At 72.0% G+C, this 14,451-nt stretch carries 6 protein-coding genes; 2 read left to right on the plus strand and 4 right to left on the minus strand.

What is annotated here, in order from left to right; genetic code table 11:
- Positions 1-6 precede the first annotated feature (6 nt).
- Positions 7-1,854: a dihydroxy-acid dehydratase gene (gene ilvD, locus ACSP50_RS36325; RefSeq protein WP_080128134.1), complete on the plus strand. Its 1,848-nt coding sequence runs from the start codon at positions 7-9 to the stop codon at positions 1,852-1,854.
- 509 nt (positions 1,855-2,363) lie between these two features.
- Here the strand turns inward: ilvD and ACSP50_RS36330 are convergent.
- The 3 genes from ACSP50_RS36330 to ACSP50_RS36340 all read right to left on the minus strand — a co-directional run bounded on the left by ACSP50_RS36330 (position 2,364) and on the right by ACSP50_RS36340 (position 10,178).
- Positions 2,364-7,598, minus strand: coding sequence for a peroxidase family protein (locus ACSP50_RS36330; RefSeq protein WP_014694315.1), 5,235 nt, complete (start codon positions 7,596-7,598; stop codon positions 2,364-2,366).
- Positions 7,599-7,737: 139 nt separating this feature from the next.
- The gene (locus ACSP50_RS36335) at positions 7,738-8,505 is read right to left on the minus strand and encodes a hypothetical protein (protein WP_014694316.1); all 768 of its coding nucleotides are present in this window, start codon (positions 8,503-8,505) and stop codon (positions 7,738-7,740) included.
- Positions 8,505-10,178 (minus strand): multicopper oxidase family protein, encoded by a 1,674-nt coding sequence (locus ACSP50_RS36340; protein WP_014694317.1) that lies wholly within the window; start codon positions 10,176-10,178, stop codon positions 8,505-8,507. The genes ACSP50_RS36335 and ACSP50_RS36340 overlap by 1 nt, the downstream gene beginning before the upstream one ends.
- Positions 10,179-10,303: 125 nt before the next feature.
- Here ACSP50_RS36340 and ACSP50_RS36345 point away from each other — a divergent pair, with 125 nt between their 5' ends.
- The gene (locus ACSP50_RS36345; protein ID WP_043512873.1) at positions 10,304-12,103 is read left to right on the plus strand and encodes a BTAD domain-containing putative transcriptional regulator; all 1,800 of its coding nucleotides are present in this window, start codon (positions 10,304-10,306) and stop codon (positions 12,101-12,103) included.
- Positions 12,104-12,146: 43 nt separating this feature from the next.
- Here the strand turns inward: ACSP50_RS36345 and ACSP50_RS36350 are convergent, their stop codons facing one another.
- Positions 12,147-14,276 carry a PKD domain-containing protein gene (locus ACSP50_RS36350; RefSeq protein WP_014694319.1) on the minus strand — a complete coding sequence of 710 codons (2,130 nt, stop codon included), beginning with the start codon at positions 14,274-14,276 and terminating at the stop codon, positions 12,147-12,149.
- Between the last annotated feature and the right edge of the window lie 175 nt (positions 14,277-14,451).

Here is a 14,451-nt window from a genome sequence, read left to right on the forward strand (position 1 = left end):
GGGGAAATGCCTGAGCTGCGCTCCCGGACCTCGACCCACGGTCGGACGATGGCCGGTGCCCGCGCCCTGTGGCGCGCCACCGGCATGACCGACGACGACTTCGGCAAGCCGATCGTCGCCATCGCCAACAGCTACACCCAGTTCGTACCCGGGCATGTGCACCTCAAGGACCTCGGCGGCCTGGTCGCCGAGTCGATCGCCGCGGCCGGCGGCGTCGGCCGCGAGTTCAACACGATCGCGGTCGACGACGGCATCGCGATGGGTCACGGCGGCATGCTCTACTCGCTGCCCAGCCGCGAGCTGATCGCCGACGCGGTGGAGTACATGGTGAACGCGCACTGCGCCGACGCCCTGGTCTGCATCTCGAACTGCGACAAGATCACCCCCGGCATGCTGATCGCCGCGCTGCGGCTCAACATCCCCACGGTGTTCGTCTCCGGTGGCCCGATGGAGGCCGGCAAGACGGTCGCCATCGAGGGCATCGTCCACGAGAAGCTGGACCTGGTCGACGCGATGAGCGCCGCCGCCAACGACAACGTCACCGACGCCCAGCTGGACACCATCGAGCGGTCGGCCTGCCCGACCTGCGGCTCTTGCTCCGGCATGTTCACCGCCAACTCGATGAACTGCCTGACCGAGGCGATCGGCCTGTCCCTGCCCGGCAACGGCTCCACGCTGGCCACGCACGCCTCACGCAAGGCGCTGTTCACCGAGGCCGGCCGGCTGATCGTGCAGATCGCCAAGGAGTACTACGAGAAGGACGACGCGTCGGTGCTGCCCCGCTCGATCGCCAGCCGGGACGCGTTCGAGAACGCGGTCGCGCTGGACGTGGCGATGGGCGGCTCCACCAACACGGTGCTGCACCTGCTGGCCGCCGCCCGGGAGGCGGAGATCGACTTCAGCGTCGCGGACATCGACGCGATCTCCCGTCGGGTGCCCTGCCTGTCGAAGGTCGCACCGAACAGCCCGAAATACCACATGGAGGACGTGCACCGGGCCGGTGGCATCCCCGCGCTGCTCGGCGAGCTGCACCGCGGCGGCTCCCTGAAGACGAACGTCCGCGCCGTGCACGCTCCGTCCCTGGACGCCTGGCTCACCGACTGGGACATCCGCGGCGGGTCGCCCACCCCCGAGGCGCTGGAGCTGTTCCACGCCGCCCCCGGCGGGGTGCGCACCACCGAGCCGTTCAGCACCACCAACCGCTGGGCCACCCTGGACACCGACGCGGCCGCGGGCTGCATCCGGTCCGTCGAACACGCGTACACCGTCGACGGCGGCCTCGCCATCCTCTTCGGCAACCTCGCCCCGGACGGCTGCGTCGTCAAGACCGCCGGCGTCGACGAGTCCATCTGGAAATTCACCGGCCCGGCCCGGGTCTACGAATCCCAGGACGACGCGGTCACCGGCATCCTCGGCAAGGAGGTCGTCGCCGGCGACGTCGTGATCATCCGCTACGAGGGTCCGCGTGGCGGTCCCGGCATGCAGGAGATGCTGTACCCGACGTCCTTCCTCAAGGGCCGCGGCCTCGGCAAGGCGTGCGCGCTGATCACCGACGGCCGCTTCTCCGGCGGCACCTCCGGCCTGTCCATCGGCCACGTCTCCCCGGAAGCGGCCGGCGGCGGACTGATCGCACTGGTCCAGACCGGCGACGAGATCACGATCGACATCCCGGGGCGGAGCATCACCCTGAACGTCGACGACGAGACGCTGGCGCAGCGGCGGCACCAGGAGGAACGGCGGCCCAAGCCGTACTCGCCGGTCGACCGTCAGCGGCCGGTTTCGGCGGCGCTGCGCGCCTACGCATCGATGGCGACCAGCGCGAGCGACGGCGCTTACCGGCGGGTTCCGGAATAGTTCCCACGGTGGCGATCATGGCGGCTCGGGGCTTCCCGGGCCGCCATTCTCCCCGGCCGCGGAAGGCCGCCTCCTCGACGAGCGACATTGCCTTCTCCGCCACGCGACAGGGCTGGGGAACGACGCTGAAACCAACATCGAAGATCGATAGCGAAGATCTTGATGTCATGCGCTGCGGCCGATAACCGATCGTCGCCCATCGGGGGCGAGTGGGCACGGCGATTTGGCCGCTGGCGCGTCCAGGACAATCGCCGCACCCTTCCACATCCGCGGTTGGTCACGGAAACCCGCTGAATGCTCCGGCCACCGCGCCCTTGGTGCCCGCGGGCTGCCCGGGACCGGGTGTTGGAGTTGACCTTGGAGTTCGCTTCGGTGGTGGCGGAGGCGCCGGCGCAGCGCTGCCGACGGTGTCGGGGCATTCTGATGGTTGGCGAAGGGGGTCGCTCAGGCCGCGAGGCCGGCCCCGGTGCGGGTGCCGGCCTCACGGTGATTCTGCGTAATGCGCCGGGTCAGCGGACCGAACCGAGGACCGAGCGGGCCTGACCCTGGCCGGCGGTGTTCACCGCGCGCAGGGTGAAGCGGTACCGGGTTCCGGCCGGGACACCGCCAGGGGCGGTGAACGTCGCCGACCTGACGGAGCCGGAGAAGGCGAACGTCACCGAGGCGCCGGTGGGCTTCCCCTTGCCGGTCAGACGCTGGACGGTGAGGCGGTACCCGGTGATCGGGGCACCCCCCGTGGAGGACGGCGGCGTCCAGCGCAGGACGGTGGTGCCGGCGCCACCCGCCTTTCCGGGTGTGGCGGTCAGTGAGCGCGGGGCGGGCGGGGTGGTCCGCGGGACGACCGCGCCGCTCGATCCGGACCACGGGCCGGCGCCGAGTTCGTTCACGGCTCGGACCCGGAAGTGGTACGAAGTGCCGTTCACCAGGGACTTCACTGTCTGGGCGGCGGCGGTGGCGTCAGCGTCCCGGAGCGTTCCGACCTGCCGATTCCTGGAGTCCAGGACACGGATCTCGTAGCGCAGGATCGGCGAGCCGCCGTTGCTGACCGGGGCGGTCCAGCGAACCACGGCCAGCGCGTTGCCGGCGACCGGGGTGCCGATCCGGGCAGCTCCGGGAACGGTGCGCTCGGTCGTCGACGGGTCGGCCGGGCCGGCCGGCGTGCCGGGACCGGTCGACGGAGGCGTCGTTCCGGAACCACCGGGCGTGCCGCCACCCGACGACCCGCCGGAAGAGCCACCGGAAGAGCCACCGGAGGATCCGCCGGCGGAACCACCCGCCGAGCCCGAGCCGCCCGACGAACCCGCACCGCCGGACGAACCGGCACCGCCGGACGAACCGGCACCGCCCGAGGAACCCGCACCGCCGGACGAACCGCCCGACGGGGCGCCGGCACCGCCGGCGGGACCGGGGATCACGCGGTTGGAGATGGCGGAGAAGTCGCTGGCTCCGGCGGCGTTCACGGCGCGGACCCAGAAAGCGTAGGGCTGGCCGTTGGTGAGGCCGGTCATGGTGAGGGAGGTGGCGTTGGCGTCGGCGGCGTCCACGCCCACGACGATGCCGGTCTGGTCATCGAGGGCTTGAACTTCATACCCGTAAATCGGGCTTCCGCCATCATTGACCGGCTTTGTCCATTGGACGGTCGCACTCTCGTCGCCGGCGGTCGCCAGGCCGATCCGCGGAGCGTCCGGAGCCACCGGGATCACCGGCCGCGCGGGATTCGTCGGCGCCGGAGGCGCGACCGTAGGAGCGGCAATCGTAGGAACGGCAACCGTGGGAACGGCGACAGTGGGAGTACCGACCCCAGGAGCGGTCGTCGGCACCGCGATCGTAGGAACAGCCGTGCCAGGAGCGGTCGTAGGACCACCGGTCCCCGGAGCACCCGCCCCCGACGGGTCCGCGGACGCGGCATCCGGCGTCACCGGATCCGACGGCGCACTGAACGCGCCACTCCCCGCAGCGCTCTCCGCCCGCACCCGGAACGTGTAAGCCACCCCCGCCGTCAACCCGGCCACCACCACACTGCGGGCGGAAGCCGCCAACGACGTCCGCACCACCCCCTCGCTGGACGTCCGCTCCAGAGTCAGCCCGTTCACCGACGCCCCCTCCGGCACGGTGATCAGCACGGTTGCCGCCCCCGCCCCGGCGAACGCCGACACTCCGAGGTACGCCTGGAGCCCGGTCACGTCCACGGTCTGGTCGCCGAACTGCAGCCGTTCGACGTTGCGGACCAGGTCGGTGCCGTCCGGCCCGGACACCTGCAGGCCGCCGGTCACCGGCGTGATCGCGTAGGCGGCCCGGTCGCCGCTGTACACGGCCGTGTCGACGCCGGGCGCCGTCGCGATCTCGCGGACGAAGGCGATGTCCTTGACCTTGATGGTGCCGGTGAGGACGTCGGCTTCGAGGTCGCGCATCGAGTGCGCCGAGCGGATCTCGTGCCCGTCGGCGTCGCGGACCACGAGCCGGACCGTGAGGTAGCGGTCGCCGTCGATGACGTCGTCGCCGCCGCGCCCCTGCAGCGTGTCGTCGCCGGGGCCGCCGAGCAGGATGTTGCCCGCTCCCCAGACGTTGCCCTGCAGGTGACAGGGCTGCCCGGTGCGGTTGGTGACCACCGACTGCGGGGTGAGCGGCGCCGGCACGATCCGGTCGAGTCCGGGGATCCGGGCGATTCCGGCGGCGTCCAGCGCGTCGCAGCCGAGCAGTGGCGACTGCGTCGGCACCACGTCGTCGCCGCGGAGGACGTCGTTGCCGGCGCCGCCGGAGAGCGCTTCGACCTCGCGGTAGCGGTCCTGGGTGTCGGCGGTGACCGGTTCGGCCAGGTTGCGCAGCAGGTCGGCGTCGATCGGCTGGGGGTCGGCCGGGTCGGCGACGGACCAGTCGTATCCGGTGCCGCCCCGGTAGCGGTCGACGCCGGGTCCCTGGACGCCGATGTCGTCGCCGCCCTCCATGTCGTAGTCGTCGTCGCCACCCTCGCCGAGCAGCACGTCGTTGCCGGCCCGGTTGGCGTCGTCGAGGGGGAACGGGTTGGCGCTGTCGCCGTGCAGCGTGTCGGCGGAGTCACCGCCTTCGATCCAGTCGTCGCCGGCGTCGCCCTGCGCGGTGTCGGCGCCGTCGCCGGCGTAGATCAGGTCGTCGCCTTCACCGGCGAAGGTCTCGTCACCGTTGGCGCCGCCGTCGGTGAAGTCGTGGCCGTCGCCGCCGAGCACCACGTCGGTGCCGGGGCCGGCGTCGATGGCGTCGTCGCCGGGGCCGCCGCGGGGCATGTCGTTGCCGGCCGGGTCGGTGAGGATGTCGTCGCCCTCGCCGCCGATCAGCACGTCGTTGCCGCTGCCGCCGTCGAGAACGTCGTCGCCCTCGGCGCCCCACACGGTGTCGTCGTCGATGCCGCCGCCGACCCGGTCGGTGTCCTCGCCGCCGAGCCAGAGGGACTGGGCCTTGGATTTCGCGCGCTGCGTGACGGTGCCGTCCGGCAGGCGCAGCAGCTGGGCGGATTCGTCGCAGGCGGAGGCCGGGTCGTCGAGGACGCGGCTGCCGGCGAAGGTGAGCCGGGTCAGGTCGTAGGTGCAGTCGGTGGTGGCGAAGGTGTCCGCCCGCAGCCCCCGGACGGTGCTGTTCCGCATGATCAGCTCGGCGAAGGTGTTGCCTTCGAGCTGGGTGCGCAGGTTCATCCCGGCGGTCCGGGCCAGGTAGTAGAGGCGGTCGCCGTTCTGCAGGGCGGTCAGCTGCCGTTCGAACACGTGGTTGAAGGTGCTGCCGAGCAGTCCGCCGAACGGGACGGCGGCTTCGGCGAGCCCGCCGATCCACAGGTCGATGTCGTCGACGCCGGTGGTGGCGGCCGGGGCGTAGAGGAAGTCCGGCGAGTTCAGCAACGCCTGGGCGGCCGCCCGCTTCGCGGGGACGGTGTCCGCCGCCCGGATCGACGGGTCGTTGCCGTACGCGGCGATGAAGTTGACCAGCGACGCGGGGTGTCGCAGGTGTTCGCCGAAGTCGGCCCAGTTGACGTACGGGGTGAGCCGCACGCCGCGCCGGAAGGCGTTGAGCGACGGCATGGCTTCGGACCGGCCCCGGGCGATGTTGATCGCGGCCAGGTCGCTGGGCAGCCCGAGCAGCTTGTTGCGCAGCGTGTCGGTGACGAACTCGTCGATCTCGTTACCGGTCTGCGCGGCCATCCCGTCGACCAGCTCGCCGACGGCCTGTTCCGGGCTGAGCGTCCCGTGGTCGGTGAACGCGTCCGGGTTGAGGAAGCCGTCGAGCAGCGGGATCGAGTCGTCGCCGCCGTCCGCGGTGGTGCGGGCGATGGTCTCGGTCAGCATCGAGTGGCCGAAGCGGTAGACGGCGTGCGCGAATTCCGCGGTGATCGCCGGGTCGATCTGCTCCTGGTAGCCGGCGAACGGGTCGATCGCCGGCTGGATCTTGCGGGCGAACTCCTCGAAGACCAGGTGCTGGTATTCCATCTCGTTGATGAACCGGGCGCCCTGGAAGAGCCGCTCACCGGTCCACTCGGCGCCGGTCCCGGCCTCGGCGGCGACCCGCTGGATGTCGCCGACCAGGCGGTTGTGCTCGGACTGGAAGATCTGGTGGATCGCGGTCAGCCCGATGTTCTCGTTGACCCGGCCGTCCCCGGCCACGTAGTGCCGGCCGAGCAGGGCCGGGTCGTAGCCCGGCTGGGACGGGTCGGCGGCGTGCGCGATGTCGGCCAGGAAGGGCGTGTCGAAATGCAGCACGTTCGCCGGCACGGCGACCGGGGCCGCGGTGTCCCCCTCGACCAGTCCGCTGGCGGTCACGTATTGCGGCAGGCCGCGGGCCGGCCCGGGGACGAAGTCGCCGTACGCGTCGGCCAGCACCGCCGGCACGTTCAGCACGTCCGTGTCGCTCAGCTGCAGGCCGAGCACGTCGCGGGCCTGGCGCCGCACGTCGTCCCAGGTGGGCAGGCCACCGGCGGCACCGCTGAGCAGCCGGCCGGTGTCCTGGGCGCGCTCGTCGTACTCGCGCAAGAAGACCTGGTGGGCGGCGTGCGACGAGTAGGTCTGCGAGTTGTCGACGTACGGCGTGTCGGTGTTCTTGGCGTCGCCGGCCCCGGCGGCCCGGGAGAGGATCATGAACCGCAGGCCGGGCGGCAGTTTCTCGCTGATCACCAGCGGGTCGTCGGCGGCGAGCGGGATGATCACCGCGCCGCCGCCCTTGACCGTCTGGTCGACGCCGTGGTCGAAGAACTGCCCGAAGAGGGTGAACCAGGAGTTGTACGGCGCGGACAGGCCGGCGTCCGGGGTGACGTTCGGGATGCCGGCCGCCGGGTCGCCGCCGTGGGCCGCCGCGACCGCCGCCGGATTCGCCCGGCTCTGGTCGGCGATCAGGTTGCTGATCTGCCGCGGGGCGGCGTCGGTCGCGTTCCGGCCGGTGTAGCCGGGGCGCAGCTGGGCCGGGACGAGTCGCGGAAAGCTGCGGTCGGCCGCGCCGAAGAGCTCCTGACCTTTGCCGAGGTGGTTGCACGAGCCGTCGACCGTGCGCAGGCCGAACGGCTGCAGCGGGCCGATCGCCAGCGCGCCGCACGGTCCGGTCGCGCTGGTGGTGCCGGCCACGTGCGCCTCAGCGATCTTGATTTGCTGCAGGATGTAGGCCAGGTCGGCCGGGGTCACGGTGAACCCCTGGCCGATCGGGGCGGCCACGGCGGCGGCCGGCGCCGTGATGATCACGGCGACCAGCACCGCCAGCGCGACGCCGACGGAACGGAGCTTCGGCTTCAGCAAGCTTGCCCTCCCGGAACGATGCCCGTTTAGCACGGGAATTTCGTACATATTGGGATGGGCGGCTGAGGTCCAGCTTTAGCCGAGCTGAAGCCGATCTATCAAGATCAACATCCGATTGCCGCCGTACGACATCATGGGGTTAATGTCCGTGATGCTCCGCCTGTGCGTCGAGGTCGGGCAGGCCGCCGGACAGGTCCACGCCGGCCCCCGGCTCGCTGGCCGCCACACTCACCCGATCCGCCGTCGTCCCGGCCGCCCGGGCCATCGCCGTGCGCACCGCCCCGATCTGACCGTCGCTGAGCAGCGCCCCGAAGTAGCGCACGGTCAGCCCGGCCGGCTGCACGGTGGTCACGTAGTGGTTCAGCGAGTCGCTGAGGATGCCCTCGGCGTCCTCCCGCCGCTGCGCCTCGGCCGGCGCCACCCCGCCGGTCACCACCGCGAAGGTCACGTCGTGCACCAGCACCGTCTGCGCGACGTAGAACGCCACGTCGTCCGGCTGGTGGTCCCGCATGAACGCCTCGGCCCGCTGCACCGTGATCCCCTCGGGCAGCACCAGGGTCACCTCCGGCACCAGATATCGCAGCAGGTCGGCGCTGAACACGGCGAACGTCGCGTCGGTCAGCTCACCGATCCCCGCGGCCGTCGCCGCCGTCCGGAGTTCGGCCGCGATGTGCGCCCGGTCGGCGCCCTTGGCCGGGTGCACGGCGAGCGCCGCCCGCTTGCGCACCATCGGCCCGTCGAAGGTGGTGGTGGCGATCTCGTCGCCGGCGTCGTCGCTGATCACCGCGGCCGCGGCCGGCGACCCGGGCGGCCGGGTGGCGAACCAGCCGCCCGACCAGGCCGCGACCGTGAACGCGGCGAGCACCAGCAGCAGGCTGAGCGCCGGTCCGCGGAGCTTGGCGACCATCAGGTGCCCAGCGGGTAGCTCGGAGCGTAGACCGCGGGCATCTCGGCCTCGGTCTCCGGCCGCGGCGGATCCATCATGATCGGGTTGTTCGTCTCCAGGTCACCGACCGCGAACTGGATCATCATGTCACTGTCCTCGTGCACCAGGTTGTGACAGTGCGTCATGTACCGGCCACCGGCGTTGCCGTCCCCCGTCGTGAACTGCATCAGCGCGGTGACCGTCTCGTTCTCGCCCAGGTAGAAGACGTCCTTGCCGCCACCCTCCCAGGGATGCGCCTTACCGTCGGCGGTGGTGTTGCGCCCGATGATCTGGGCGTCGATCAGGTGGATGTGGAACGAGTGGTACCAGCCGCCCGACTCGTTGACCAGGTCCCAGATCTCCACGTCGTACGGCTTGGGGTTGCCCAGGATCCGGGTGAAGTTGGAGGCCTCGACGTCCGCCCAGGTCTCCCCGTTGACGGTCCACTCGCCCTGCTTGCGCTCCACCCGCAGCCGGCGCCGCGCGGTGGCCATCTCCGGCTTCAGCTTGTTGACCTCGATCGCCCCGCGGTTCGCGAAGGGCTGCGGACCGAGGTCGAGAGTCGAGGGGATCTTGTACGTGTCGGCCGGCCCACTGTCCGCGACCACCTCGAACTGCATCACCTTGCCGGTGTTGGCGAAGTCGACGTTGTTCTTGTTGCTCAGGTTCTGCAGGTCGACCTTGGTGCCCGGCTTGTACTTCCGGAAGTCGATCAGCACCTCGTACCGCTCGGCCCCGCCCTGCCGCCAGGACTGCACCGCGTTCACCTTGGGCGTCATGCCGGCGTCGTTGCCTACGATGTAGAACGGGTCGCCGGTGCTCAGCGCGAACCGGAACGACCGGGAGATGGTGGCGGCCAACACCCGGAACCGGTACACCCGGGGCTTGACCTTCATCTTCGGCCACGGCACCCCGTTGACCATGATGATGTCGCCCATGAAGCCGGAGTTGCCCTCCGGCACGAAGGCGACCGAGCCGTCCGCGTTGAACGCCACGTCGCTGACGATCAGCGGCACGTCGAACTCGTCCTGCGGCAACTGCGCCGTCTCGTACGGGTCTTTCAGGTGATACTGGGCGGCCAGGCCGGAGTACACGTTCTGCGCGGTGTCCCCGTGGTTGTGGTCGTGGTACCAGAGGGTCCGGCCCTGCTGCCAGTTCGGGTACTTGTAGGTCTTCACCTGACCGGGTTTCGTCTGATCGTTGGCGTAACCGTCGTACTGCGGCAGGGAGGCGGAGCCGTGCATGTGGGTGACCGTGCTGAACGGCCGTCCGTTGAGCTTGTTCACGTCGGAGAGCGCGTTGCAGATCCGGACCTCGGTCCGGGTGCCCTGCCGGACCCGCATGGTGGGGCCGGGGAAGATCCCGTTGTAACCGGCGATCGTGGTGGTCAGACCGGGCACGATGCTGGCCCGGCCGAGCTTCTGGGTGAGCCGGTACTTCTGGTACGGGCCCATGTCGTCCACGCCCTCCTCGGCCGGCATCAGCACCGGCGGGCGGCGGAACATGTTCGTGAACGGGGTCGGCATGTTCTTGGCGGCGAGCTGACTCGACGCCGCCACCACCTCACCGCCGGCGGTCATCACGATCAGTCCACCGCCACCGAGCGCGAGCGCGCCCTTGAGCACGTCGCGCCGACTCAGATTCCCGCGGCCCATCCCACACCTCTTCTTCCCAGGGTTTGCACAGGGATGCGAAACGTAGAGTCGGCCGCTGAGGGGTTCCGTTGGCCTTACTGAGGTCCGTTTCTCAACTCCGGCCCGCTTCGGGCGATCACCACAACGTGTGGCTACAGGTCAGCGTGCTGGGACAACTCACCGTCGTCGACGGTGACGGCGGCGTCCTGCCCGCCGGCGAGCTGCCCCGCCGCGCCCGCCAGGTGCTCGCCGTGCTGGCCGCCCGGCACGACCGGATCCAGTCCAAGGACGCCCTGGCCGACGCGGTGTGGGGCGAGGACCTGCCGGGCAACCACGCCGGCGCGCTGGAGCACTACGTCTCGGTGATCCGCCGCCGGCTGCAGCCGCAGGGCGGGCCGGCCAGCTGGTTCATCGTCACCCGTTCCGGCGGCTACCTGTTCGACACCGCGCGGGCCGGGCTCGACCTGGCCGACCTGCGGCACCTGGTCCGCCGGCTGGACTCGCTCGGACCCGACGACCTGGCCGTGCACCAGCAGATCCTGGAGCTGGCCCGGCACCTGCCGTTCCCCGAGGACCCGTACGCCGACTGGGCCGAGCCGGTGCGCGCCGAGGTCTCGGTCGCCGCGGTCAACGCGCTGCTCCGGCTGGCCGCCGCGGCGCTCGCCGAGGACGCCCCGCGGTCGCTGCGGCTGGCCCACGAGGCGATCGAGCTGAACCCGTTCCTGGAGTCCGGCTACCACGCCGCGATGACCGCCGCGGTGGCGATGGGCCGCCCGGACGACGCGCTGCGCATCTTCGAGCGCTGCCGCCAGGTACTCAACAGCGAGCTCGGGGTGGCCCCGTCCGCCGAGCTCGCCATGATCAAGCAGTCGGTGCTGGCCGGCCGCGAAACGGCCCCGGTTCCGGCTCCGCCCGCGGCCACCACGCCCGTGCCGGCCTCGGTTCCGCCGGTCGCCCCGACGCCACCCCCGGTTCCGCCGGTCGCCCCGACGCCGCAGCCGGCGCCGCCGGTCGCCCGGCCACCGCAGCCGGCGCTCCGGGAGCGGTTCCTGGGCCGGCTCACCGAGATCCGGCTGATGGTCGAGCCGGGCACCCCGCCGGTGGTGCACTTCGTCGGGCCGAGCGGCTCCGGCAAGTCGGCGTTCCTGGCCGAACTGGGCCGGCACACCCCCGGGCGGATCGGCATCGGCGACGCCGGCCCGGCCGTCGGCGTGCTCCGCCTGTCCTGGCTGCGCAGCGCGCTGACCGCGCTGGACGCGGCGCCCGAGGCGATCGGGGCGGTCGACCGGGCCCGGCCCGACCAGCCGCTGTGCCAGGCCGACCTGGAGCTGATCGGGCAGACCTTCGACCGGCCGGAGACCGTCTACCTGGCCGTCGACGACGCCCGGGATCTGGACGCGGCCAGCGTCGCCGAGCTCGCCTGGCTCAGCGGGCACTGCCCGGGCCTGCGGATCGTGCTGACCTACGACTACCCGTCCCAGCTGTCCGGGCGCCCGCTGGCCGGGCTGGGCACGCCGGTGGTGATGCGGCTCAGCCCGCTCACCCCGGCAGAGCTGGAGCCGCTCGGCGATCCGGCGGTGCCGGCCCTGACCGGTGGCATCCCGGCCCTGGTGGCGGTGGCCCGGCGGCCGGCCGAGGTGGCCGGCGCGGTGGCCATGCAGGTGGCCCGGCGGCGCACCGAGTGGATGCCGCCGCTGGCCTGGGAGCTGCTGCGGGTCTGCGCGGTGCTCGGCGACCTGGGCGCGGCCGAACTGGCCGGGCTCACCGGGCAGCCGGTCACCGAGGTGCTGGGCTGCGTCGACGCGCTGGTGCACGCGCATCTGCTGCGCGAGTGCCCGGACGGCAAGGTCGGCCACGCCGCCTCGCTGATCCGCGACGCGGTGGCCGCCCAGGTGTCCGCGGCCACCGCCATCTACCTGCGCAAACAGCAGGCGGCGGCCTCCTGAGACCTGCTCAGGGGACCGCCGCCGCGGTGTCGCGTCCGGTGACTCAGTTGGTGATGGTCACCGCGACCGCCAGCTGGCGGCCGCCGACCGTGGTGACCACGCTGATCGTCCGGACCGCGCCGGGCGCCGGCCCGGTGACCCGGATGCTGTACGCACCCGCCGCGTCGACCGGCGAGGTGCCGATCACCCGGCCGGTGAGCGTGTCACCGAGCACCGCGGTGATCCGCTGACCCGCGATCAGGCTGCTGGTGCCGGTGATCCGCCACTCGTTGTTGCCGGTCCGGTACCGCGCGGTGACCCCGCCCGGGAACGTCTCGGCCTGCGGCCGGACGGTGATCCGGCTGGTGGCCGTCCCGTTCGGGTTGGTCGCGGTGAGCTCCAGCACCACCGGGTCGTTGTCGAAGACGAAACCGGCGTTCGGCCCGGGCGCGGCGGGCAGCGCCTGCGCCGGGAAGGTGAAGGTCGGCTTCGCCGACGACGCCCCGGCCAGGGTCACCGCCGGCCCGGAGATCTGCTTCCAGCTGTACGACTCGGCCCCGGTCGACGCGCTGCCGTCCAGCGCGACCACCTTGCCGCGCAGCACCGTCTGGTCGGCGCCGGCCACCGCCACCGGCTTGGCGGCCGGGACCACGGTCACCGTGACGGCGGTGGGCAGGCTCTGCCCGCCCGGCCCGGACACGGTCAGCGAGAAGGTGTAGGTGCCGGGCGTCGCCGCGACGAACGACGCGGTGGCGGTCGCCGAACCGGTCAGGGTGACCGCCGGGCCCGCGGTCTGGGTCCAGCTGTACGCGTCGATCTCCCCGGTCGAGCCGGTGCCGTCGAGTTTCACGACCTGGCCGGCGACCGGCGAGGCGTCCGTGGTGGCCCCGGCCACCGGACGGGCCGGGCCGAACCCCGCGCCCGAGCCGAGCAGCGAGGCGGTCGCCGCGCCGCCGCTGGACGAGTTGACGGTGACCGTGGCGGGCGCCGCCAGCACGCCGGTGAACGGCTGGCCGGTGATCGGGCCGTACCCGGCCACGCTCAGCACGCCTGGCTGGGCGTCCCGGTCGCTGCTGGTGGCGGCCACGGTCAGGGTCTGCGCGTCGGCGTCGTACCTCGCCTCGGTGATCTGCACGACGTCGACCAGTCTGCGGGTCTTGCGGGCGACCGGCCGGTCCGAGGCGTTGACGATCTCCACCGAGGCACCGGCCGGCAGCGGCCCGGCCACCGCGAAGCGGCCGTAGTAACGACCGTTGCCGGAGCCGCGCAGCCGGGTGCCGCGGATGCCGAGCGCCGGGTTCGCGGCGATCTCGATCGCCTGACCGGGCTCGCTGGTGGCGTACACCTCGACCGCGCCGGAGCCGTCCGGGCCACTGGTGAAGGTGGCCTGGTCGACGTCGACGCCCGCGTTGGTGGCGTACCGGCCCTGCACGGTGAACTGGTCGGTGAAGCCGACCTGGCCGAGCACCGCGCCGGACTGCGGGTCGAGCTCCTCGATCCGGACGAAGTTGGTGCCGTACGGGCTGCCCACCACCGGATGGGTGACGCCCGGGTCGCCGATGTAGCCGATCGGGGCGGCCGGCGCGACCGCCGGGTCCCACTTGAGGAACGGGCCGACCCGGCCGTTGAGCACGCTGCCGAACGCGCCGGGGATGGCGCCGGCGTCCTCGGTCATCCGGACGCCCTTGTCGTCCGCGGTCAGGTCGTCGATGCCGTACGGATGGGTGATCCGGAACCGGCGGCCGGCCGCCGCCGCGAAGCGGATCCGGACCCGGCCGAAGACCATCTGGTCGCCCGGGATCACCGCGTTGTTGGCCCAGGCGCCCTCGACGTTCAGGCCGATGGTGGCCTTGGTCCCGTCGGTGAGCGTCAGGGTCGCGTCGGCGAGCTGGTAGAAGAACTCGCCCGGGAAGTTGTCCGGGTAGGAGACCGGCAGGTCCGCGTTGGGGACCTCGGTCGGCAGCACGGCACAGAGCGGGTCGTCGAGGGTGGTGCAGGGCTCCAGCCGGGCGCCGGTGCTGTCCCGGTACCAGGCCGGGAAGCCGTGCTCGGCGATCGGGCCGACCTGGGTGAGCCGGCCGTCCCTCGGGGTCGGCGGGGCGATCACGGTGGCGGCGGCGCTCCCCGCGAGCGGCGCGATCACCGCGAGAGTCACCCCCGCGGCCAGCGACCATCGGGCGAGATGGGATTTCATCGGACTCCTCTTAGCTTGCGAAGATTCGCGAGCCTGCGGGAGGCCGCGTTGGACCGGCTCAGCGAAAGCTGAGTGATTCCTGAGTCCTGACTGGCGGATCCCTTGGAGCCGGGAATGCGTACGCCGGGTCCGCGAAGCGGAAAACGGTCCCCGCTTAGCCGGTAACCTCCGGCCC

It is taken from the genome of Actinoplanes sp. SE50/110 (genome assembly GCF_900119315.1).
GTDB lineage: Bacteria > Actinomycetota > Actinomycetes > Mycobacteriales > Micromonosporaceae > Actinoplanes.